At 39.0% G+C, this 22601-nt stretch carries 19 protein-coding genes and 2 pseudogenes; 10 read left to right on the top strand and 11 right to left on the bottom strand.

The window, feature by feature from the left end; genetic code table 11:
• Window positions 1-758: 758 nt before the first annotated feature.
• Entirely contained in the window at window positions 759-1694 is a 936-nt protein-coding gene (locus tag BFU02S_RS08505; protein WP_066369144.1) for a DMT family transporter, read from the bottom strand.
• Window positions 1695-1932: 238 nt separating this feature from the next.
• Between BFU02S_RS08505 and BFU02S_RS08500 the strand changes: the two genes are divergently transcribed.
• The 6 genes from BFU02S_RS08500 (at window position 1933) to BFU02S_RS08475 (ending at window position 6486) form a co-directional block, all read left to right on the top strand.
• Window positions 1933-2418 (top strand): Lrp/AsnC family transcriptional regulator, encoded by a 486-nt coding sequence (locus BFU02S_RS08500; protein ID WP_066369142.1) that lies wholly within the window; start codon window positions 1933-1935, stop codon window positions 2416-2418.
• A 239-nt stretch (window positions 2419-2657) separates the two neighbouring features.
• Window positions 2658-3554: a LysR family transcriptional regulator gene (locus BFU02S_RS08495; protein WP_066369140.1), complete on the top strand. Its 897-nt coding sequence runs from the start codon at window positions 2658-2660 to the stop codon at window positions 3552-3554.
• Window positions 3551-4771 (top strand): MFS transporter, encoded by a 1221-nt coding sequence (locus BFU02S_RS08490; protein ID WP_066369138.1) that lies wholly within the window; start codon window positions 3551-3553, stop codon window positions 4769-4771. The genes BFU02S_RS08495 and BFU02S_RS08490 overlap by 4 nt, the downstream gene beginning before the upstream one ends.
• Before the next feature lie 415 nt (window positions 4772-5186).
• Window positions 5187-5768 carry a TetR/AcrR family transcriptional regulator gene (locus tag BFU02S_RS08485; protein WP_066369135.1) on the top strand — a complete coding sequence of 194 codons (582 nt, stop codon included), beginning with the start codon at window positions 5187-5189 and terminating at the stop codon, window positions 5766-5768.
• 72 nt (window positions 5769-5840) lie between these two features.
• Complete coding sequence (locus tag BFU02S_RS08480; RefSeq protein WP_066369132.1) at window positions 5841-6170, top strand: DMT family transporter; 330 nt, start codon at window positions 5841-5843, stop codon at window positions 6168-6170.
• Window position 6171: 1 nt separating this feature from the next.
• On the top strand, window positions 6172-6486 hold the full coding sequence (locus BFU02S_RS08475) for a DMT family transporter (RefSeq protein WP_066369130.1): 315 nt from the start codon (window positions 6172-6174) through the stop codon (window positions 6484-6486).
• A gap of 77 nt (window positions 6487-6563) precedes the next feature.
• Here the strand turns inward: BFU02S_RS08475 and BFU02S_RS08470 are convergent.
• From BFU02S_RS08470 to BFU02S_RS08445, 6 genes and pseudogenes are all read right to left on the bottom strand, one after another.
• A pseudogene (locus BFU02S_RS08470) lies at window positions 6564-7351 on the bottom strand (MFS transporter).
• Window positions 7352-7705: 354 nt separating this feature from the next.
• Window positions 7706-9124, bottom strand: a complete 1419-nt coding sequence (locus BFU02S_RS08465; RefSeq protein ID WP_066369128.1) for an aldehyde dehydrogenase family protein — start codon at window positions 9122-9124, stop codon at window positions 7706-7708.
• 17 nt (window positions 9125-9141) lie between these two features.
• Complete coding sequence (gabT, locus tag BFU02S_RS08460; RefSeq protein WP_066369126.1) at window positions 9142-10485, bottom strand: 4-aminobutyrate--2-oxoglutarate transaminase; 1344 nt, start codon at window positions 10483-10485, stop codon at window positions 9142-9144.
• A 145-nt stretch (window positions 10486-10630) separates the two neighbouring features.
• A complete protein-coding gene (locus tag BFU02S_RS08455) occupies window positions 10631-11428 on the bottom strand; it encodes a carbon-nitrogen hydrolase family protein (RefSeq protein ID WP_066369123.1) in 798 nt (265 codons plus the stop codon).
• Between the two features lie 52 nt (window positions 11429-11480).
• Window positions 11481-12833, bottom strand: a complete 1353-nt coding sequence (locus BFU02S_RS08450; RefSeq protein WP_066369121.1) for an APC family permease — start codon at window positions 12831-12833, stop codon at window positions 11481-11483.
• 324 nt (window positions 12834-13157) lie between these two features.
• A complete protein-coding gene (locus tag BFU02S_RS08445; RefSeq protein ID WP_066369115.1) occupies window positions 13158-14888 on the bottom strand; it encodes a sigma 54-interacting transcriptional regulator in 1731 nt (576 codons plus the stop codon).
• Between the two features lie 357 nt (window positions 14889-15245).
• Here BFU02S_RS08445 and BFU02S_RS08440 point away from each other — a divergent pair, with 357 nt between their 5' ends.
• Genes BFU02S_RS08440 through BFU02S_RS08435 form a run of 3 tightly spaced genes read left to right on the top strand, consistent with a single transcriptional unit; the run spans window position 15246 to window position 16601 of the window.
• Window positions 15246-15428, top strand: coding sequence for a MerR family DNA-binding transcriptional regulator (locus tag BFU02S_RS08440; protein WP_066369112.1), 183 nt, complete (start codon window positions 15246-15248; stop codon window positions 15426-15428).
• Between the two features lie 17 nt (window positions 15429-15445).
• A complete protein-coding gene (locus tag BFU02S_RS17290; RefSeq protein ID WP_235842016.1) occupies window positions 15446-15688 on the top strand; it encodes a hypothetical protein in 243 nt (80 codons plus the stop codon).
• Complete coding sequence (locus tag BFU02S_RS08435) at window positions 15600-16601, top strand: amidohydrolase (RefSeq protein WP_235842015.1); 1002 nt, start codon at window positions 15600-15602, stop codon at window positions 16599-16601. Before BFU02S_RS17290 ends, BFU02S_RS08435 begins: the two co-directional genes overlap by 89 nt.
• A gap of 212 nt (window positions 16602-16813) precedes the next feature.
• On the opposite strand, the gene BFU02S_RS08430 is transcribed toward BFU02S_RS08435, so the two are convergent.
• The 3 genes from BFU02S_RS08430 to pabB form a co-directional block, all read right to left on the bottom strand.
• A complete protein-coding gene (locus tag BFU02S_RS08430; RefSeq protein WP_084361038.1) occupies window positions 16814-17215 on the bottom strand; it encodes a type II toxin-antitoxin system death-on-curing family toxin in 402 nt (133 codons plus the stop codon).
• Window positions 17212-17463, bottom strand: a complete 252-nt coding sequence (locus BFU02S_RS08425) for an AbrB/MazE/SpoVT family DNA-binding domain-containing protein (protein ID WP_084361037.1) — start codon at window positions 17461-17463, stop codon at window positions 17212-17214. Before BFU02S_RS08425 ends, BFU02S_RS08430 begins: the two co-directional genes overlap by 4 nt.
• 129 nt (window positions 17464-17592) lie before the next feature.
• Window positions 17593-19347 (bottom strand): aminodeoxychorismate synthase component I, encoded by a 1755-nt coding sequence (gene pabB, locus BFU02S_RS08420; protein WP_066369105.1) that lies wholly within the window; start codon window positions 19345-19347, stop codon window positions 17593-17595.
• A gap of 310 nt (window positions 19348-19657) precedes the next feature.
• Between pabB and BFU02S_RS08415 the strand changes: the two genes are divergently transcribed.
• The gene (locus BFU02S_RS08415; protein ID WP_066369101.1) at window positions 19658-20065 is read left to right on the top strand and encodes a YjdF family protein; all 408 of its coding nucleotides are present in this window, start codon (window positions 19658-19660) and stop codon (window positions 20063-20065) included.
• A gap of 613 nt (window positions 20066-20678) precedes the next feature.
• On the opposite strand, the pseudogene abc-f reads toward BFU02S_RS08415, so the two are convergent.
• Window positions 20679-22317: pseudogene (gene abc-f, locus BFU02S_RS08410) on the bottom strand (ribosomal protection-like ABC-F family protein).
• Between the last annotated feature and the right edge of the window lie 284 nt (window positions 22318-22601).

Below are 22601 nucleotides of genomic sequence, written 5' to 3'. Positions count from 1 at the left end.
ATAGTTTCGTCCTTCAGCCCTCTTATAAAGGACAATTTTTACCCTTCATAATTGGTAAAAAATTCTTTTAAATACTTTTAATATTTAAGCGAATACTCCCCTTTACTAATATTAGTAAAGGGGTTATATCAATCCAAATAGGAATAAATATCCAATAAACAAACAAGGTGATTATATGAAAAAAACTCTGTGTATTTTACTTTTTATTTCAATTTTTATTTTTAGTGGATGTACTTAATAAAGATATTATTTTCACTGGGTAAAGTAAGCACTGGCAGGGAAACTACTCAGTAAGAATTAGCGATAAAAGTGAATATGGCAAATACGCTTTACACTATAAAAACGGGGATAAAAATACAAAATTTCAAACGCTTGAAATTAATATCAAGGACGGAAAGGCAGTAAAACACGAAGACAATTACGATGGATCTACAATAGAAATCCCATATTCTTGCGATGGATGTTCAGCCACGAGCAAATATAAAATGGGATCATTCTAATGAAGAAACTTTATATTTAAAACTATATAAATGACATAAATGGTTCTAATCAACGTCATTCTGGGGTCATGCCGACAAAACGCGGATATTATTCGGTAATACATTTTTTAGGAATAAAAGCCCTGATTTTTCTGCTAAGAGTAGACAATCAGGGCTTTTATATTGACTTCTTGTTTTCGTATTTTATGATTTCAAAATAATGTCATATCTCACTAACGTTCCCGGTACTTTAAGCTGTTACTACGAAGCTATTCTTAACTAACCGGTGTACAACTTAGAGTTTGGTACTGGCTTCGCAGATAATGAATTGTTATTAGAGATTTCTTTTGTTTTAAAGTGTGAAAATAAATAACATCCTAAGATCACAATGAATCCCCCAATTCCCTGTACCCATGACAATTGTTCTCCTAAAAAAATAAACGCTAAAATGGCAGTGAAAACTGGATTGAAATTCAAGAAAATACCAGATGTTGTAGTGCCTAATTTCTGTATACCTATATTCCATAATACCAAACAAACAACAGTAGAAATAACACCTGTATATAAAATTGATTGAATAAAAGAATGATTGATATTGGTAATGGTAAAATCAAAAATGTTAAATGGAAGAAGAACGAGAAGCCCAAATATTCCAGAGTACAATGTAGACATTAACGGTGATGTTGTTCTCATTGCCCACCTACTGCAAACAGAGTATATTCCCCAAACGCATACAGCTGCCATCATCCATAAATCGCCTGTATTAAAATGTACTGATAGTAATAGGTTGATTTTTCCTTTAGAAAGAACGAGAAGTACGCCAAAAAGCGAAATAAACATTGAAACTATTTGTACTACATTGATTCTTTCTCTTAAAAAAATAAATGAAAAAATGGAAATTGAAATGGTATTTAATGTGGAAATTAATCCAACATTCGTCGAGGTTGTTCGTTCCAATGCCAAAAATTGGAAAACATTAAATAAAACAACTCCCGTGATTCCCATGAAAAATAAGGGAAGAATGGCATCTCGTGAGGGTAGTATCCTTTTTTCTTTCCACCATACCATTGGTAGAAGAAAAACAATAGCAATCATCCATCTTAAACTCGTCAAGGTCAGCGGAGAAGCATGACCGACTAGAGATTTTCCAACTACAAAGTTTCCTCCCCATAGCAAGCTTGTTAAAAGCAGCAATAAAACATAAAAATTAGCCATACCATTTAGCTCCTTTAATTTTTCATGTGTACAGTGAAAAAGATAGAAGCCATTGTGCACAATTTACTTCAATTTATTAATAATCATAACATTTTTATTGATTTCACTACATAATATTTTGTATAATCCAATAAAATCAAAACAATTAAAACAAAAATTGAAATATTAGAGAATAAAATTAAAATACTGTGTTGAAAATGACCTAAATTTTGAATAATTATTAAGGGAGAAGATGAACGTGGAATCATTTGTAAAAAAAATTTTAGATGATGTTGATATTCAAATTTTAGATATAATGCAAAAAGAAGCTCAGTTAAGTAATGCTGAACTTGCAAGACGTGTCAATTTGTCCCCGCCAGCGACACACACTAGGATCAAACGATTAGAAAGTGAAGGGTTTATTGATAGGCAAGTCGCAATTTTAAATCAAGAGAAACTCGGGTTCGATTTACTTTGCTATGTCTTCATTAGCACAAATATTCATCAAGCTGAACAATTGGAAGTTTTGGAAAATGCCTTGAAAGCTATGCCAGAAGTATTAGAATGTCATTGTTTAACAGGAGAATATGATTATCTTCTAAAGGTAGTTAGTAGGGACAGGAAGGAATTAGATAGCTTTATAAGAAAGTTAAATAGGCTTGGCATATCTCGAATTCAAACTAACTTATCGTTAAGAGAAATAAAATATTCCACAGTGTTGCCTATATCGAAAGGTGAAATCTAAACAATGGAAAGAGCCAAAAATATGCAATTTTTCATGCATGTTTTTGGCTCTTTTTACATTAAAAAAATTTTCTATCTTAAAAATCATTTTTTTAATTATCTTCATAACATCGAAGCAGTCCCCTACTCCATTTAAAAATTAATAACATGCATGCATCAATTTCATGCAAATTAACAATTAGAAGTAATGTAAAAAGAAGCGTATGATAAAGAAGAACCAAAAACATATGAGGGATGAAAATGGAATGGGATCAGATTAATTATTTTCAAACAGTGGCGAATCTCCAGCATATTACAAAGGCTGCTAAGCTTTTGTCCATTTCCCAGCCAGCCCTCAGCCGCTCAATTGCCAGACTGGAGGATGAGCTGGGAGTGCAGCTGTTTGATCGTAAAGGACGAAATATTTATTTAAATAGGTATGGAAAAATGTTTTTACATCGTGTGGAGCAATCGATCAAACAAATTGAGCTAGGCAAGCAGGAAATACGGGATGAAATTCACCCGGACAATGGAACGATTTCTTTGTCCTTTCTGCCATCGACCGGAATTAGTGTGATTCCGGAAATTTTAAGCGCATATAAAAAACTGCACGCGAATGTAAAGTTTCAATTAAATCAAAACTCCAACCGGGAGATTGTGGAACAGTTAAAATCGCGGCATGTCGATTTGGCCCTGATGACACTGCACCATGATGAGCAAGAAATCGTCTGGCAGCCGCTTATAACAGAAGAATTATTTCTTATTGTTTCCGTTGATCATCCACTTGCCGCATATCATGAAATTGATTTAAACATGGCAAAAAACGAACCGTTTATTTCTTTTAAAAATGTGAATGAACTGCAAACAATTATCACCGAGTTATGCAAATCAGCGGGGTTCACACCGGATGTGGTGTTTGAAGGAGAAGATATTGGCACCGTTTCCGGTTTAGTCGGTGCAAAATTGGGTGTTTCATTAGTACCAGATATACAAATTATAGACAAGAGCAAGGTGAAGTTGATTCGGGTGAAACAACCGATTTGCAAAAGAGAAATCGGAATTGCCTGGCTGAAGGACAGTTACACATCACCTGTTGTCAACCAATTTATCCGGTTTATTCAACGTCTATTTGAAAAAAGGAGTATCCATCACAAATGAGTTATATACAGCGCGGAACACGTACATTTAAAATGGTCAACTTGGCGTTATTTGCAGGGGGCTTTTGCACATTTGCGATTCTGTGGGGGACACAGCCGCTCCTGCCTGATCTGGCAAAAGAATTTCATATTTCACCGGCCGTTTCAAGCTTAAGTTTGTCCTCTACAACGATCGCGCTATCGATTAGTCTGTTAATCGCCGGTTCCTTATCGGAAGTATTTGGCCGAAAATCTTTGATGGGGATCTCATTATTTGCCTCATCGATTCTAGCGATTTTAACTGCCTTTACACCGAACTTTCATTTATTGATTCTTTCTAGGATTTTACAAGGCATTACCTTGGCTGGCTTGCCGGCTGTGGCAATGGCCTATTTGGGCGAGGAGATTGAGCCAAGAAGTTTAGGAATGGCTATGGGCTTATACATTAGCGGGAATTCCATCGGCGGGATGGCCGGTCGGATCATCAGCGGATTTTTAACCGATTATTTCAGCTGGCATGCAGCCTTAATCGGCATTGGCATCATCAGTTTACTAGCAAGTTTTGTGTTTTGGTTGATTTTACCGCCATCCACCCATTTCACGCTGCAAAAATTGGCGCTAAAAAAACTAGTAAGCTCATTGTTCAGTCAATTTAAAGAACCTGGTCTTACGTATCTATTTATCATTGCTTTTTTACTAATGGGCAGCTTCGTTTCTTTATACAACTATATTGGGTTTCAATTAATTCAACCACCGTATCATCTAAGCCAGACCTTGGTTGGATTTATTTTTGTTGTTTATATTGTCGGGACCTTTAGTTCCACTTGGATGGGAATGCTGGCCGATCAGCATGGCAAAAGAAAAATTCTGCAGTTGTCACTAGTGATCTTATTGGCCGGGGCTTTTATTACCCTTAACACCCATTTATGGTTAAAAATTTTAGGGATCGCCGTCTTCACCTTCGGCTTTTTTGCCAGCCATTCGATTGCCAGCGGCTGGGTAGGAAAAGCGGCAACACATGATAAAGCACAAGCCTCTTCTTTGTATTTATTTTTCTATTACGCAGGATCCAGCATTGGCGGAACCGCAAGCGGTACCTTTTATGGCCAATATGGCTGGACAGGTGTTGTCACCATGATCGTTATCTTAGCGATCATTTCGATCGTCATTTCTATTCGCTTAGGAATGCTGGAAAAAAGTAAGAAAAGATTTTCCGGCCGGTTAAAGGAAAGCAGCTAAACTAGAGGGTTCTCTTTAAAGTTGCAATAGGGGGAGAAATCGCAAGTGATTTTCTCACCCTATTTTTAAAAATTAAATTCCCCTACGTTTGCAATAAACGGAAAAATTCCGTTTAAATTGGGAAATGCTTATATTTCCCTCGAATTAAAGGAAGTTTTTCCGCTTATATTATCCAAATCCTTGAATTTTGCCTTATTTATTAAGTATTAATCGGAATATCTCCGCTTATATCTGCTTTGTAAGCCTCAAAATTTACATTAGACGGAATTTCTCCGCTTATGAATCTTATACCTATCCCTTTGCGAATTATCATGCTTTTTCGTAAGTTCTCCGATCCACAGGGGGTTGACATTTTCTTACTTCAAGAGTAAAATGAATGATAATCAGTCATTTGTGAAGGAGCGGATAAAGCGACATGGCAAAGAACTCTGATGGGAAATATAATAAAATTCTGGCATCCGCCATTGACGTGATTTCTGAAAAAGGATTTGAAAAAACCTCTGTTTCAGATGTCGTGAAAAAAGCCGGTATTGCCCAAGGAACATTTTATCTATATTTCTCATCCAAAAATGCCTTAATCCCTGCAATTGCAGATAATCTTCTTACGATTACTTTGGAAAGAATTAAAGAAAAGAGTCAAGGGGAAGAAAACTTTTGGGACATTTTGGCGATTATCATTGATGAAACATTTTCAATAACCGATACTTACAGGGATGTGATTGTCCTTTGTTATTCAGGTCTTGCCATCGATTATTCCATGGAAAAATGGGAGTCCATTTACCAGCCTTACTATTTATGGCTTGAGAGTATTATGGAAAAAGCGATTCAAAATAACGAAATAATCGCTGACATACAAGTTGGATGGACAGCTAGAACGGTTATTAACGTGATCGAAAATGCGGCGGAGCGATTTCTTATAAGCAATGCGCAGGATGACACTTTGGAAGTATTTAAGATTGAAATTTTTAATTTTATCAAAAGGTCATTAGCAAAATGATTGGAATGATTTCCAATTCTTTTGTTCGTTAAAAAATGACTGACATTCATTCAATATTAGAGGTGCATAAAAATGAAATGTATGTTAGTATTTATTGCTGGATTATTGGAAGTAGTTTGGGCGACATGCCTTAAATATGCAGATTCGGCTTTGGGCTGGGCGATTACCGTATTTTTAATTGCATTGAGTTTTATTTTGCTAATCCGTTCATATAAAAAGATTCCCGTTGCAGCAGCGTATACGGTTTTCGTAGGAATTGGAACGGTCGACACTTATTTAGCAGGAGTGATCTTGGGAGAGCCCTTCTCCCCCGGACAATTGTTGTTTCTTATGATTTTACTAGCAGGGATTATCGGGATGAAGGCATTTACGAAAGAAGAAGGAAAAAAAGAGGTGAAATAATATGGTATGGGTCTTATTATGTTTAGCAGGAATTGAGGAAGTTATAGCAACTGTTGCGATTAAATACATGGAAGGTTCAAGAAAAAAATGGGCCATATCGGTCATGACGATTGGGTTTATCTTTTCATTTTATTGTCTGTCTAGAGCCATGCAAATTATCCCTGCCGGAGTGGCTTATGCGGTATGGACGGGTGTTGGCAGCACCGGCATCACGTTAGTCGGGATCTTCTGGTTCAAAGAACGTTTTCGCTTTACGCAATTTATCTCACTGGCCCTTATTTTAATAGGTGTCATTGGGTTAAGAATGACATCGTAATGCTATGATATGAAATCTTTAAGAAGATGGCAGAGAATGGCTGCCATCTTTTACTTTTCTTTTTGTTCGGTTTCCCATCATAAAGAATCTTTTGGATTTTCAACAGCTTCTATGTATTCGGATTTAGTAGCAACTGTTGGATAAGACCCTTTTAGAGATTTTCCCGCAGTGTTACTGAAAAAGAAGAAGATCACAAAGAATCCGATCATACTCACGATTGTTAGATAGAAACCAGGTGCTAAGGTATTCCCGATTTGGTGAACCAGCCATGTTGAAACTAATGGAGTAGTTCCGCCAAATAATGAAACAAAGACATTAAAGGTCACAGCTAATGTTCGATATCGAATATCTGTGTAGAACATGGTTGGTAACGAACCAGGCATAGAGCCTTCATAAGTGGAAAGCAGAACACCTAAAATGAACATACCAAAAGAAATACATACTAAAGTATGCAAGTTTATGAAATAAAAGGCGAGGACAGATAATAAGGTTAATCCCCCTAACCCAATTAAGAAAACAGTTTTGTTTCCAATTTGATCACTGAGCTTTCCAAACAGGAAAGCAAGCGGCACCATAATAAACATGATGATCGTAATTAATACGGTTGGCTAAATGTGGGCAATAAACCGATGAGTAATGTGGAAAAAGCCATCAAAATAATCGTGATGGTTAAAACAACTTTTCTTCCATATTTATCTCCGATTTTACCAAATATAATTCCGCCTAATGGGCGCATTAAAAAAGTAATGGCAAAGGTTGCAAAGGTGAACATTAATTTTAGCTGATCATTCTGAACAGAACTAAAAAAGTTTTTACTAATAATAACAGCTAAATAGGAATATAACCCAAAATCAAACCACTCCATCGCGTTTCCGATCCCTGTAGCAAACACACTTTTCTTTGTTTGTTGAATTCAAGAATTAAATAACCCAGGCTTTCCTAAGAGTTCCGTCCTCATTCAACACAATGAAAATAAAGGGTAATTATTTCTAAAATAGTTCTTCTAACCTGACTTGCAATTGAATAACACCTTTCTCTTTTAATGCATCCATTTGCTGATATTGTGCTTCATTATTTAATAGATGCCCTTGAACAATATTCAACATAGGGTTGATGCTCCATATATTTTCGGATGGTGCCTAACACTTTTATTCTCACTCAATATTCAAAACAGCATCTTCCATCGACGGGAAGATGCTGTTTTGTGTTACTGATACTTTTATTTTTTGATGCTAATCAATTTCATTTCGGTCATTTCTTCTATTGCATATTTGATGCCTTCTCGTCCAATTCCGCTTTCTTTTACACCGCCGTATGGCATGTGGTCTACACGGAAGGTTGGGATATCGTTGATCATGACACCGCCCACTTCTAATTCTTCGGCTGCTTTAAGGGCGGTAGAGATGTCGTTTGTATAAATCCCGGCTTGCAGGCCGTATCTGGAATCATTTACATAGAAAACCGCCTCTTCAATAGAAGAAATCTTATTGATCAAGACGATTGGTGCAAATACTTCCTGGCAGGAAACTTTTTGTTTTGGATCAACATGCAATAGAACAGTTGGCTCGACTATGTTTCCATGTCGACCGCCCCCAGTTGCTACAACGGCGCCGGATGCTCTCGCTTCTTCAATCCACGAAACGGCTCTTTCAGCATCTTTAGGGCTGATCACTGCTGAAACATCTGTCTCGGGATCAAGCGGACTTCCTAATTTCAATTTTTTTGTTTGGGCAACGAACTTTTCAACGAACTCTTCATACAGGTCTTCATGGACATACGCTCTTTGAAGTGAAATACATACCTGGCCGGCAAACGAGAAGGCTCCCGTTACAGCTCTTGGGATCATCGCATCAAGATCCACACCCTTGTCAACGATTAAGGCGGAGTTTGAACCGAGTTCAAGGGTAACTCTTTTTAATCCGGCTTTGCTGCGGAGGCCAATTCCCACCGCAGGACTTCCAGTAAAGGTGATGGCTTTCACACGGTCATCGGAGACTAAGCGATCACCGACAATGCTGCCGCTTCCTGTTACGACGTTCAATACACCATCTGGTAAACCGGCTTCCTGAAGAAGTTCAGCTAAAAATAAGGAGGTCAATGGTGTTTGTGATGCCGGCTTTAAGACAATGGTGTTTCCGGAAGCAATTGCTGGTCCGACCTTATGCGCCACCAGATTCATCGGGAAATTAAACGGTGTAATAGCTCCGATCACCCCAATAGGCTGACGGATGGTAAAGGACAGACGATCTTCTCCGCCCGGTGCCGCATCAAGCGGCAACGTTTCCCCGTGAATTCGTCTTGCTTCTTCTGCAGCAAACTTATACGTCATAATGGTTCTTGCCACTTCACCCTTTGCAGTTGTCCAAGGCTTTGCTGCTTCAAGAGTCAGAAGACGCACACACTTTTCTTCATTTTTTTTCAAAAGCTCCACTAAATTTTCTAAAATCGATGCACGTTTATGGGCCGGCATTTTCGCCATTACCGGTCTTGCCTTTTCAGCCGCATCAATGGCATTATCTACGTCATCTTCATCAGCAAAAGCAATCTCAGCAATCTGCTCATTATTATATGGGCTGAATAAAGGACGATACTCTTTTGCTTCTTGCCATTGCCCATTGATAAAGAGATGTTTTTTCATCTATAACACTCCTATTCTTACACTAGTTTTTTAATCGCTGCTTCAATAACATCAAGTGCCTCATCTAATTGTTCATCCGTAATAACAAGCGGAGAAAGGAACCGAAGTACATTACTATATAATCCGGCATTCAGTACAACGACTCCATTTTGGTGGCATTCTGACATAATCTTTGAAACTAGTTCTTTATTAGGCTCTTTTGTTTGTGTATCTGTTACAAATTCAACTGCACACATGGCGCCTAATCCGCGAACATCGCCAATTACATCATATGTTTCTTTCAGGCTGTTGAAACGAGAGCGAATTTTTTCGCCTATAACATTTGAACGATCCAGCAAATTTTCTTCCTCGATTGTCTCAATGACCTTTAGGGCTGCTACACATCCAAGCGGGCTTCCGCCATATGTGCCGCCGATTTCGCCTGGTGCTGCTGCATCCATAACTTCAGCGCGGCCTGTAACAGCACTGATTGGCAGACCTGCGGCAATGGATTTTGACATCGTCATAAGATCTGGAACCACATCAAAGTGCTCAATCGCAAACATTTTGCCAGTACGTCCGAAACCGGTTTGAATTTCATCCGCAATAAAGAGGATTCCGTATTTCTCACAAATTCGTTTTACCCCTTGAACAAACGCCTTAGATGGAACGACGAATCCGCCTTCCCCTTGTACAGGCTCCATGATAACGGCAGCTACTTCTTCTGCCGGAACTTCAGAGTTAAAGAAATCTTCTAATTGCTCTAAAAGATTTTGATCCAGCTCTTCCGGCGATACCCCGAACGGTGCACGATAGTAATACGGATAACGAATTTTATACGTATCAGGCGCAAACGGGCCAAATCCAAATTTATACGGCTTTACTTTACTCGTTAAAGACATGGCTAACAGCGTTCTGCCATGGAAGGCTCTGTCGAAAGAAATAATCGCTTTTCTGCCAGTATATTTACGAGCAATTTTCACTACATTTTCTACCGCTTCGGCGCCGCTGTTTAAGAAGAAGGTCTTTTTAGCGTGCGATCCCGGTGTCATTTCATTTAGTTTTTCTGCTAATTCAATGTATGGCTCATACATCATGACATTAAATCCTGGATGGATATACTTTTGAATTTGTTCTGTTAAGGCTTCTACTACTTTCGGTGGACAATGGCCCGTGTTTTGCGTTCCAATGGCACCGGCTAAATCAATAAACACATTTCCATCTACATCTTCTAGTAATGCACCGTTTCCTTTTGCCACAAAGGACTGTACATAATTGGAAACGCCCTTCGGAACATTATTTACTCTTCTTTCCAAAAGTGAAGAAGCCTTAGGTCCTGGAATAGTTGTTTTCAGATTAATTGATTTTGTTGATGTATTCATCTGTTATGAAACTCCTTTATCATGATTTAGTTCATCTCGACACTTTTTATCTCGCAAGAATCATGCCAACTGTAGAAGCTCTTGATTGTGTGGTCCGGGTAACTTTATTATTCAAAAATGAATAAATGCAATTCCCCGCCAACAATTACTCTTTCGAATATAACTCACATCTGCGATCAGCTAGATAGTTAAAGACTTCTTTTGACTTTTTTATATTTTCCAAGGAGATATCAACAAGTCGAATCTCTTCAAGATCCTCTGCAATTTCCGAGAGGATCTTCCCATCTGGTCCAACAATGGCACTTTGACCATGGTAGTCATATTTTTCATTAGAACCAATGCGATTACAGTAACCAACAAACAATTGATTCTCAAGTGCTCTAGCCTGAATAAATAAGCGATGAATATATTCATACGGTGCCATATTAGCGGAATTTACAATTAGTAGATGGACCCCTTGTAAGGCAAGCTTCCGGGCAGGCTCTGGAAATTCGATATCATAGCAAGTAAGCAGGCCAATGGTGACATCTCCAAGACTTACTTTCGTCCATTCATTTCCTCTCTTAAACACCGTACTTTCATCTGTAAAGAGATGAGTTTTTCGATAATAAGCCAGTGCCTTGCCATCTTTACCCACCAGGCATGAGGTAATGTACATTTCTTCATCTGAAACGTATTCCGGGAAAGAATAAAGTACGGATACCGGATAGGTTTTGACCAGCTTTTGTATGTGTTGAAAGCTTTTACCGTTACGGGGCTCAGCTAGTGCTTTCATTTGTTCCTTTTCGACTAAGCCTGTTAGATTTAACTCAGGTAAAACCAATAAATCAGCCGATTCATCGGAAGCCTGCTGTAAAGCTGCCTCCATTTTGGCTAAATTCGCGCCTCTTTCTCCATCAACGACAGAAAGCTGGGCTAAAGCAATTCTCCATGTTTTCCCCATTTTATCATCCTCCAAGGAATCCCCAATATAGAGCTTCCTTCTTCATTTGGCATTAAACAGCTTCATCAAAATGATCAAAGTTCATTTCCGGCGGCTGATGTCTAAACATTTTGGTCAGGAAGAGTAAATAAATAAAGCCAATGACAGCCCAGCTGCCGCCTAGAATCAAGGCATTTTGATCAAGATGAACAAGCAGCCAGAAATCAAAACAACAACCTAATGCAGGGAATAGGAAATAAAAGATATGGTCTTTTCCTGCTCTTTTGCCCTGCTTCATATAAAAGTGGACGATAACGGAAACATTGACTAATGTAAAGGCGACGAAGGCTCCAAAATTAATAAACGAGGTGGACGTTGAAACACTGAGTTTTAACGCCAGTAGCCCGATGATCGCGACCACCATAATGTTCCATACAGGCGTTTTAAATTTAGGGTGCAGATAGCCAAAAATCTTCTTCGGTAAGACGGCATCTCGGCCCATTGCGTACAATAATCTGGAAGCACTGGCTTGCGCTGAAATGCCTGAGGCAAACTGAGCAATAATAATCCCTGCTAGAAAAATGGCACTGAAAAGGTTGCCGCCTATTTGTTTAGCAATCTCAAAACCAGCTGAATCAACCTCTTTAAAGTTATTGAAATCCGGATGTGCCAAATGGGTAAAGTAAGTGGCAACAACGAAAATGGCACCGCCGATTACCGTTGTCAGCATAATGGCTTTTGGAATCGTTTTTTCCGGACGATTGGTTTCCTCGGTGAAAGTGGAAATGGCATCAAATCCAAGGAATGAGTAACAGGCGATCGAAGCCCCGGCAAGAACGAATGAAAATGACACATGATCATGCACAAATGGCGTAATGGAAATCAAAGTGCCTGCACCGGCACCACCCAATACACTCTTAATACTTAAAATAACAAAAAGGGCAATAACCAAAAATTGAAATACCATCATAATAAAGTTAACCTTGGTACTCAGCTTGATTCCTAAAATGTTGATGACCGTTGTCACGATAATAAATGATAGAATCCATAACCAAACAGGAACTGCCGGGAACGCTGCATTTAAATAAGCAGCCCCAATCAGCCAGATGGCCATCGGGATGAATACATAATCTAAAAGAGTGGCCCACCCTACCATGAATCCTAGGTAGGAGTTTAGTGATTTCCTCGTGTACGTATAGGCCGATCCTGCCACCGGATAAGCTTTCACCATTTGGGTATAGCTAAAAGCTGTAAAAAACATGGCAACCAGCGCAACCAAATAGGCACTTGCCTCCAATCCATGGGTTGCTTGCGCTACTGTTCCATAAATTCCGAATACAATCATTGGCGCAAGATAGGCAAGTCCAAATAGGACCAAGTGTGATAAAGTAAGTGATCGATCTAACGACACCTCATGATGTTTCATTAACGTTCCCCCTTAAAATAATTCAAATCATAAAGCGCTTACAGAAAATTGACAGATTTTTTGTTTAAGGAAAACGATCCACTTCCCCTAACCTGTAATTTTATTCAAAATTATCTGATTTCTAATGATACACCTATAATGCTCCCTCCCATCTGGAAACATGCAACCCGTATTCAACCATAAAAATGATGGTTACTATTCTACTATGCAATTATTGTGCCATTCTATTATTCGACACATTTCTTAACTTTTCTAAATGATAAAATAGAAATTCCATTCATTTTTGAATGATGATTATTCAAAAATGAATGGATTTCCATTTACTTATTTGATGATTTCATTCTTCAGTTTTTTATAGAGCCTACTAATGGTAGGCTGGCTTACCTCCAAAACTTCAGCCGCTTTCGTTAAGGTCTTATATTTGATCAAGGCCAATTGAAGAAGCTGCTTTTCCGTATTTAGGACAGCCTCATGTAAAGGGATAATGGTGTGAACCTCGACTGGATTCTGATTTTCTTTTCGCTTTTCCAAAATTTTAACGAGGTCGTTTGCGGTGATCATTTGACCAGCGGTTACTACCATGGCCCGTTCCATGACATTTTGCAATTGCCTGATATTCCCGGGCCACTGGTAAGCCTTCATCATTTCCATCGCATCCTCTGAGAAATGCTTCTTGGTAAGAAATTTCTCATTATAATATTCTAGGAAATGATAGACGAGGGGCTCGATATCTTCCACTCTCTCCCTTAGTGGCGGAATAAATAATGGAATCACATGGATCCGGTAGAACAAATCCTCTCGAAAGGTACCGGCAGCTGTCATTTCTTCTAAATTTTTATTGGTTGCCGTGATAATGCGAATATTAATCGGAATAGGTTTCGATGCGCCAATTTTCAGAATCTCTCGTTCTTGAATCGCTCTTAATAGTTTCACTTGCAAATTTAACGGCATTTCCCCAATCTCATCAAGAAAAAGGGTCCCCTCGTTGGCTAATTCAAACAGCCCCTTTTTGCCATGGCTGAGAGCCCCTGTAAATGCCCCTTTTTCATAACCAAATAGTTCGCTTTCCAACAAATTTTCCGGAATGGAACCGCAATTAATTTTGATAAAAGGTTTTTCTGCCCTGGGACTAAGCTGATGAATGGCATGGGCAATCAATTCCTTTCCCACACCTGATTCTCCATAAATGGTAACCGTTGATTCAACCCGGGCAACCATTTCTACTTCAAACATTAAGTTTTTCATTTGTTCCGATTGATAAATAATCTGCTTTCGGTTTCCTTGATGAACCTTTTTTAATATATCTATTTCTTTACGGTATTTCTCCTTTAACGTTTTGGCCTCTTCAAGTTCTTCTTCCAATTTCTTCACTGCAGTAATATCCCGGGACGCAATGACAATCCGTTCCAATTCGTTTTGTTGGTTAAATACCGGATTTCCTACAGCCAGGATTTTCCTTCCAAAGCGGTTATGCTGGACAATGGAAACTTTCTTTCTTTGTTCGATTACTTTTCTAGTTACGGATGGCTTAAACCAGCCTTTTTCCTCAAGATCCAGAATATTTTCACCGATAACGGTTTGCGGATTAATCCCCCATAAGTTCAGGGTACTTCTGTTCGAAACCCTGATGATTTTCCCATGCCCATCAACCACCAGCACCTCATCATAAATGGAGTCAACAATCGCCTCCAAATCCGTTGTAATCTCCCGCAAGTCTTCGGAGTAGGTTTGTTTCAAATCATGAATCTCCAGTGTTTTCTGATCAATCCAGCCAATTACATCCCCTTTTTCATTTACAATTAAAACATACGAGACGTCACGAACTGAAATGGTGTTTAACTCCTGTTCCTCTGTCAACATAAAATCTGTATGATAAACAAGTGTTTGTTCAGGCTTGTCTGCTTGTAATAGTAGTTGATAGCTGTCGCAAATGCCGACAAACCGATTCCCCTTTTTTATCACAATCAGCCTTACTTTACTTTGGATCATAACATGTAAGGATTCCTTGACAGTGCATGAGTCATCCAAAATAGCAAAATCTTTATTATAATCCATGCAGGGTCTCCCTTTCTTGTAATATAAGAATTTATAAAATCGATTTCGAAAATTGTCCAGCGCCTAGCCCCTCGGGGTCAAATAACCTTTTGCACTAAAAGTCGAAAAGCAGACTTTTAGTGCAAAAGAACATTTGCCCGTCGGGGCTGACCAAGGCGCTTGCGCTTTTCTAAGTTAAAATCAAAATGTTCATACTATTATTTCATCATAACATACATCCATTTCTATTTTTATCTACTTGTTCAAAATAAGCTCATTCGATAAAATAACTTACGAACGTTCGTTAATAACGTTACCGCTCGTAAGATGCTTGATGGATCGATGATTTTTTTCATATTGGCAAGAGGGAGAATGGCTATGCACAATAAGCTCAGTATAGGAGAAATGGCGAAACTAAGAAAAGTAACAGTGGAAACGCTTCGTCATTACGATAAAATTGGCTTGCTAAAACCTTATTATGTTGACCCGAATACAGGATATCGCTATTATTCCACTTATCAATATGAGATTCTCACGCCGAAGGCCATTATGCATGGGTAAATTCAAAAGCACTCGAAGTGGCCAACTTTCATTGGGATACGAAAAACCCTGATTACGGAAAAATCAGTAAAGACGAAACAGGTGAGCCCGATGGTCATTTATATGAAAAAGCAATGGATTTAGTGATCCGTCATGTCTATGATTTTACGAAAGAACAAAAGCGGGAACTTTTTGCAAATTTCCTCACTCATGCTGCCAGTTTGGGGGGTCACGAGTGTCCACGATTTATTTGCAACGGAATCAATGGAAATTCTGAATGATTACGATGTGTTTAAAGAATTTGAAGACAAAGGGAAATTAACAACGCGCGTCCATTTATGGCCACAATTAAATGGTGACTTGGAGCGCGTAAAGCATTTGCGGGATACATATCAATCGGATAAACTCCATGTATCCGGTCTAAAGCAATTTATTGACGGTGTGATTACCGCCCGTACGGCTTATTTGTTAGAACCATATGCAGATCAGCCGGATACCCAAGGTGAGACGACTTATTCTCCTGAGACTCTTAAAAAGCAGGTTGTAGATGCGGATAAAGAGGGTTTCAGCATTCGTTTTCACGCAATTGGCGATGGTGCCATCCGTCTTGCTTTAGATGCTTATGAACAAGCACAAAAGATAAATGGCAAGCGGGATTCCCGCCATTCCGTTGAGCATGTAGAAGTAATCCATCCTGATGACATTCATCGTTTTAAGGAGTTGGGGGTTACGGTTTCGATGCAGCCAGATCACTTTGCGATGTCGGAGCGGGGTGTTTATACCGAACGAATTGGTTATGAACGAGAAAAGCATGTGTTCGCGATTCATACATTGAAAGAAACCGGTGCGAACTTGGCATTTGGAACGGACTTTCCAATTGATATTCTGAATCCGCTCTTGCAAATTTATCGTGCCGTCACAAGAATTGACAGCAGCGGCAAAAACGTATCGCATCCCCATGAGCGGATTACACTTGCCGATGCATTAAAAGCATATACGAGCGGCTCGGCTTACGGCACATTCAGAGAGCATGAATTAGGAACATTGGAAGTTGGGAAACTGGCTGACATTGCCGTCCTTGAGCGTAATCTTTTTGACATCCCGGTCGAGGAAATTCAGAAGACAAAGGTACAATTAACCATTGTTGACGGAAACGTCGTTTTTGATCGTACGAAGTCGTTAATTGAAAAGTAACATCATAGGATGTTTAGGATAAGGAAAGACCAGTAAATATAAAACGCATGGTTGTTATCATGCTCCATGCGTTTTTGTGTGAAATCAGCTGTTATGAAGTTCTTCAAAATTAAATATTGAGAGAATTTTAAAACAACCGTATTTTGTATCCATTCTAAAGTCAGAGTTGACATTTTTATACTGAAAGAGTCCTTAAGTATGGAAGAATAGCTCTAAAGCACATTGGTATTTTCTTTAATAGTAGCAACAATTTCTTCAAATGTGTATTTATGGTTCACAACATCTACAGTAAAGTCTTGTTCTTCTTGTATTCCCATTGTCCATCTATAATGATTAATTTTCAAGAATACAATAAGTGAAGCAAGAGCCGTTCGTTTATTTGCGTTGTGGAAAGCGTGATTTTTAACAAGAGATTCAAAAAGGGCAGCAGCTTTTTCATAAATAGATGGATAAGCATCATTACCAAATACCGTTTGCTTGGGGCGGTTAATTGCAGAGTCGAGTAGACCGGGATCTTTTACTCCCACTAGCTCTTGTGGCGAGTATAAACGAATTTGTATAGTATTAATTGCAATCACCTGATTGGTTGTTAAATAAACGATTTCATCCATCATCTATCCACTAGCCCTTTAAATGCTTTGTCATGCTTCTTAATTACATCGTTAAGAATTTCCATAAATTCAGCATCTACTCCATCTGGAAGTTGTAAATGCTCTTTCTTTCGTAAAATGATCTTTCCATCTTTTACTTCTACTTGTACATCATCTCCTTGAGCAATCCCCACTTGCTTTAAAACCTCGGGTGGTAGTGTAATTCCAATACTGTTTCCAATCTTAGTAACTTTTCTTTCAATTAGTTCCACACTTTTCACATCCTTGTTATTACTGTTATAACAATTATAACGTTTGTTCACTTATACTTCAAATGATGGATAATCCGGTTTTTTTACATAACCATTACAGGTACACGGCGGCCACTAATATCCCAGCTTTTAGTACCATTCCACCTCTACCCATTTTCGCACACTATTAATAAACCACACTCTTGAGGATTTTTTTAAATCTTCAACAGTCAAGCGTTTTTCGCTTATTTTACCTTCTTTGAGTAACTTTTCACGAAACGTGCCGGCAAGCAAGCCGCTCGTAACGGGTGGCGTCCGTAATCCGTCATCCATTTCCAGGACCACATTGCCATTTGTAAATTCCGTTAACTCCCCCTCTTCATTCCAAAGAAGCACATCGGAGGCATGGGGGAATTTTCGCTGAAAATGGGAATAGACCTCTCTATTGGTTGTTTTATGGTATATAAAAGGATTATTCTTATCAATTGGTTCATCTGCCAAGACGATTTTAAATGGTGATGGAAGTTCAGTAAGCGGCTGGGCCTCCATTGTCCATTCACCCTTTTGATCGATCAATAATCGTACCTTGTATTCACCGCGGAGATGCTGCCCCGCAAAATCAAGTAAGTTTCGCCAAATCTCTTCCAAATGGAATGGAAAGCCAAAATAGTGAGCTGAGTTTTTTAGCCTGTTAAGATGTTCTTGCATTAAGAAAAATTCACCGTCTTTTAACAACAGGCTCTCCAACAATTGAAACTCCGGCCGCTCCACCTCAAGGAGGCTCGCCTTCGCAAGGATTTCCTCATATTCACCTTCGGTTGATGAATCCCATGTAATTCCTCCGCCAACTCCATATTCAGCCATGCCCGTTTTGGAATGAATAACAACTGTCCTAATAGGGACATTAAAGACAGCTTCACGATTTGGGGTAAAATATCCGATTGCACCGCAATAGACTTCACGCGGGGTCTTTTCCAATTGTTTGATGATGTTCATGGTACTGATCTTTGGTGCGCCTGTGATCGATCCGCAAGGAAAAAGGGCTTTAAAAATATCAGCCATTTTGACATTTGCTGAAACCTTTGCTGTAATGGTGGAAGTCATTTGATGAACCGTAGGGTAATGTTCAATTTCAAACAATTTTGGAACCTGGACAGTAAATGGTTCGGCAATGATGCTCAAATCATTGCGTAATAAATCAACAATCATCACATTTTCAGCGCGGTTTTTCTCCGAATGATAAAGCCAGCTGGCTGCTTCTTGATCCTCTTCAAATGTTCTGCCCCTTTTGGTTGTCCCTTTCATCGGGCGAGCGGTTATTTGATCCCCTTCCAAATGAAAAAATAATTCCGGTGATGCCGAGAGGATCCGATGGTCCCCCGTATTGATATAAGCACAATAATTCGACTTCTGCGCCCGTTTTAGCTGCCCGAAAAAGGCGATGTCGTCCCCTTCAAATTTTGCGTTCAGACGAATGGTATAGTTCGTCTGATACGTGTCTCCATTTTCAATCGCTTGCTTGATCGCCTGAATTCCTGCGTCGTACTCCTCCATATTCACTGATGAGCTCCACTTTGTGAGACGGTAAGCCCCGGTACTGTTTAATGCCAGATCATGCGGCTCTCTAAAGACGCCAAACCATAATAATGGCATCGTATGCTCCTGTTTCACCTTATAGGCGGGGTCAAAAGCCGCAGCACTTTCATAAGTTAGAAAACCTGCAACATAATATCCCTGATGGATGGCCTCCTCAATCTGTTCAAAGCAAGGGATTACATCTTCCGTCTTATAGGCAATAATCACTTTTATTGGATTGTAAAATGTCATCGGCTTGATCTCACCTGTTGAAGAGGCAAATTCAAACGAAAGAAGCGGTTCTTGTTGGTTCATATGGATTGTTTGCATGTTCATGTTCCTTTATTTCGCTTTTAGATTTTCACTTTATCTTACACTTTATCAATTAAATCCATAGTAGAAAAGAGTCAGGAGGAAAAATCTGAATTATAAAATAAAAAGGATATTTCCTAATATCTTATCAAATGTAATTTTATGCAAAAGAGCAGTGGCGAAAAACGGAAGAACTCACTATAATAAGGATTGAAAATGCAAAAACACAGCTCCGGTTGGTAGTCCGGACGCACCGTACAGGTGTCAGTAACCTTCCCCTCCGGGATGTCCAGCATTTTCATATTTTTTATTCAAGGAGGGGCTGTCAATGAAACTGACAGTATATCATGACGGGCAATTTTTTGTTGGGTTAATTGAGAAAGAAATGCACGGATGCCTAAATGCAGCAAAGTATATATTCGGTCCGGAACCGTCTGATGAAGAGATCTATTTCTTTATCCAACAACACATGTTACCGTTTTTTCAAAGCTTCGCGACACACGGAGTGGAAATCGAGCGAAAAGAGCGACCGAAAAATACGAAACGATTATTACGGGAAGCGGCACAAGAATTAAAAAGAACAACGCATACCAAAGCCCAAGAAGCCATCCGGTTATCATTTGAAGCAAATAAAACAGAACGCAAAATGGTATTACGGGAACAGCGTGAAGAGGAGAAAAAACGAAAACGTGAGTTAAAGGTGCAAAAAAAGAAACAGAAGCATCGAGGCAGATGACAGAAGGGGCTGTCTAATAAACCAAGGTAGGCCTTTCGCCAACGCTTTCGAAAACAACCCCCACAGGTGGAGAAAAACAACTTATTTTTCTCCATTCAAGAAACTGTAACCAGCTAATATATAAACTTTCAAAGGCTTATTCCACCTTAAAGAGAGAATAAGCCTTTTTGTTATTAAAGAGATTAGCGCGCTAACCTTCATTGTCGGGGTAACGATCATGTCCGGCCTAACAGAACCACCCTTAGTGCCATATACAGTACATAGGAAGTAAACCCGATAATTCAAGTTCCAATGTATTGGAACTGGAATCCGCAAATATCCACGTAGTTCATGTTCTAATCAACCGGATTGGCGCATGTTCCCGAAAATATCCACGTAATTCATGTTCCAATCAACGGGATTGACGCATGGTCCCGAAAATATCCACGTAGTTCATGTTCCAATCAACCGGATTGGCGCATAAGCCCGGTAATATCCACGTAGTTCATGTTCCAATCAACCATATTGGCGCATGGTCCCGAAAATATCCGACTAGTTCACGTTCCAATCAACGGTATTGGAACTCGAATCCGTAAAAAACCGCGTAGTTTTGAATGGATAGTATAAAGAAACCCTATCTATTACAAAAGTTTTTTATTTCCTCCGTAAGTTCTTTAAACCTCTTATCAAGTTCCCTATACGCTGGATCATTGGGCGTCATGAAGCTAAGTTTTCCTAAAACTTCTTGTCTTTCTGTTTCAAGCTTTAACCGGAGCTCATCCAGCTGATCTCTTTCTCGAGGCCATTCATTCGGCTGCTTTTGTTTGCGATGATTCATAATAACGAGTTGGTGGGTCGTCGTTTTTTCGAGAAAATAACGATCGTGCGAAACGATAATAAGTGTTCCATTGTACTGTGCTAACGTTTCTTCCAGCTGTTCACGGGAAGGTAAGTCAAGATGATTTGTCGGCTCATCTAAAATAAGCACATCTTTTTCTTCCATTATAAATACCATCAACTTACACTTTACCCGCTCGCCCATGCTCATATTTCGAATCGGCTCTTTCCACTGGGAAGCAGTAAATCCTAAATGCTTCATTAAACTTTGCACTTTTCCTCTTGCCTCAAATGTTTCTTGGAAAAAAAGCTGCTCAGGTGTCTGGTCAAGCGGCAAATCGAATACATCCTGCGATAAATAACCAATTTGTGCAGATGGTGAAATCCACATATCCCCATCAAACCTTTCTTCTCCTACAATTACTTTTAATAATGTCGTTTTGCCGCAGCCATTTGGACCGATGATGGCAACCTTCTCACCATGTTGAATGGTGAAATTGACATCTTTAAATAATGTTCGGCCGCCAAAAGACTTTGCTAAATTCCTGACTTCTAAAAACCGTCTTCCTGCTTTATGATTTGCATTTATTGAAAAACGTACCGTATATTCCGGCTCGACAGGTTCAACTTTTGCTTTTTCAAGCTCTTTTTCAAGGCGTTTTCGTTTTGATTTTACTTGTGCATCCATACGCTTTGCTTTCACACGGTAGTATTCTTTAAAGCCTTCTTTTTTCGTGGATTGTGCGTGAGCTTTTTTCGACCAAGACGTAAGTTCATTTATTTGCTCTTCTATTCGTTCCACCATTTTTTGTTGTTTTTCGTATTCACGCTGCTGGGTCAATCTTTTCTGCTTGCGGAACTCCATGTAACTTGTATAATTTCCTTTGTGTTCAATCAGGTTCTTCCCTTCAATCGACCATATTTTTGTTGCAACAGCATCTAAAAAATATCGATCGTGCGAGACAAGAATGATGTTCCCTTTATAATTTTTTATCTGGATTTTAAGCAATTCCAAGCTTTGCTCATCAAGATGGTTTGTCGGCTCATCTAATAATAAAAGGTCTGCCTCATTTGAAAATCCCCTTGCCAGCCGTGCTTTCCGCTTTTCTCCTCCGTTTAGTTGCGAAAAATCATGTACTGGTACGTGCCATTTCTCCAGTAATTTAACTTCAAAAATGGTCTGATCACCAGAAGAGAGTGACTCGGTTTCTTGTTCCACCATCGTAACTTTCAAGTTTTGCTCAATTCTTTGGATTTGTCCTTTTATCGGCACCAAATCACTGTTTATTAATTGAAGCAGCGTCGATTTTCCTGCACCATTTTTGCCAATGACACCAATCACATCCCCCTTCTTGAACACTAGCATTGATCTCTTCAAAAATCTTTCCGTCCAAAACTTCATAGCCAACATTGGTTAATTTCAATATTTCCTTCATATATCTTTCCCTCACATTAAAGGGAGAACAAAAAATCCTCCCAGTTCATTTGGAAGGATCAGCCATACCTTAACAGATTCAAATAAGCTATTTTCATCAATAGCTTAAATACATTTATTAGAAAATGGGCAGACTAATCCTATTTTTGTTTCATTTGAAATATGCGATTTCAAATTTGAAAAATAAGATTAGTTAATCATTGTCCACCCATCATCCCTTCTTCATTTGTTAACATCAGTATACCATATATTTACCTTATTTTGTAATTGAATTTAAAAAAATAC

Source organism: Neobacillus fumarioli NBRC 102428, from assembly GCF_001591485.1.
In the GTDB taxonomy this organism is placed as follows: Bacteria; Bacillota; Bacilli; order Bacillales; family Cytobacillaceae; genus Neobacillus; species Neobacillus fumarioli.
The sequence above is the reverse complement of the archived record's forward strand: the minus strand, read 5'-3'. Positions and strand labels throughout refer to the sequence as shown.

What these genes read in the sequence shown, in the direction of transcription:
- BFU02S_RS08455 (WP_066369123.1), bottom strand. Translation starts at nt 11,428, where the DNA reads ATGGGGAAAACATGGAGAATTGCTTTAGCCCAGCTTTCTGTCGTTGAT.
- BFU02S_RS08475 (WP_066369130.1), top strand. Translation starts at nt 6,172, where the DNA reads ATGGTATGGGTCTTATTATGTTTAGCAGGAATTGAGGAAGTTATAGCA.
- BFU02S_RS08450 (WP_066369121.1), bottom strand. Translation starts at nt 12,833, where the DNA reads ATGAAACATCATGAGGTGTCGTTAGATCGATCACTTACTTTATCACAC.
- BFU02S_RS08490 (WP_066369138.1), top strand. Translation starts at nt 3,551, where the DNA reads ATGAGTTATATACAGCGCGGAACACGTACATTTAAAATGGTCAACTTG.
- BFU02S_RS08505 (WP_066369144.1), bottom strand. Translation starts at nt 1,694, where the DNA reads ATGGCTAATTTTTATGTTTTATTGCTGCTTTTAACAAGCTTGCTATGG.
- BFU02S_RS08440 (WP_066369112.1), top strand. Translation starts at nt 15,246, where the DNA reads ATGCACAATAAGCTCAGTATAGGAGAAATGGCGAAACTAAGAAAAGTA.
- BFU02S_RS08480 (WP_066369132.1), top strand. Translation starts at nt 5,841, where the DNA reads ATGAAATGTATGTTAGTATTTATTGCTGGATTATTGGAAGTAGTTTGG.
- BFU02S_RS08465 (WP_066369128.1), bottom strand. Translation starts at nt 9,124, where the DNA reads ATGAAAAAACATCTCTTTATCAATGGGCAATGGCAAGAAGCAAAAGAG.
- BFU02S_RS08495 (WP_066369140.1), top strand. Translation starts at nt 2,658, where the DNA reads ATGGAATGGGATCAGATTAATTATTTTCAAACAGTGGCGAATCTCCAG.
- BFU02S_RS08485 (WP_066369135.1), top strand. Translation starts at nt 5,187, where the DNA reads ATGGCAAAGAACTCTGATGGGAAATATAATAAAATTCTGGCATCCGCC.
- BFU02S_RS08445 (WP_066369115.1), bottom strand. Translation starts at nt 14,888, where the DNA reads ATGGATTATAATAAAGATTTTGCTATTTTGGATGACTCATGCACTGTC.
- BFU02S_RS08430 (WP_084361038.1), bottom strand. Translation starts at nt 17,215, where the DNA reads ATGATGGATGAAATCGTTTATTTAACAACCAATCAGGTGATTGCAATT.
- pabB (WP_066369105.1), bottom strand. Translation starts at nt 19,347, where the DNA reads ATGCAAACAATCCATATGAACCAACAAGAACCGCTTCTTTCGTTTGAA.
- BFU02S_RS08415 (WP_066369101.1), top strand. Translation starts at nt 19,658, where the DNA reads ATGAAACTGACAGTATATCATGACGGGCAATTTTTTGTTGGGTTAATT.
- gabT (WP_066369126.1), bottom strand. Translation starts at nt 10,485, where the DNA reads ATGAATACATCAACAAAATCAATTAATCTGAAAACAACTATTCCAGGA.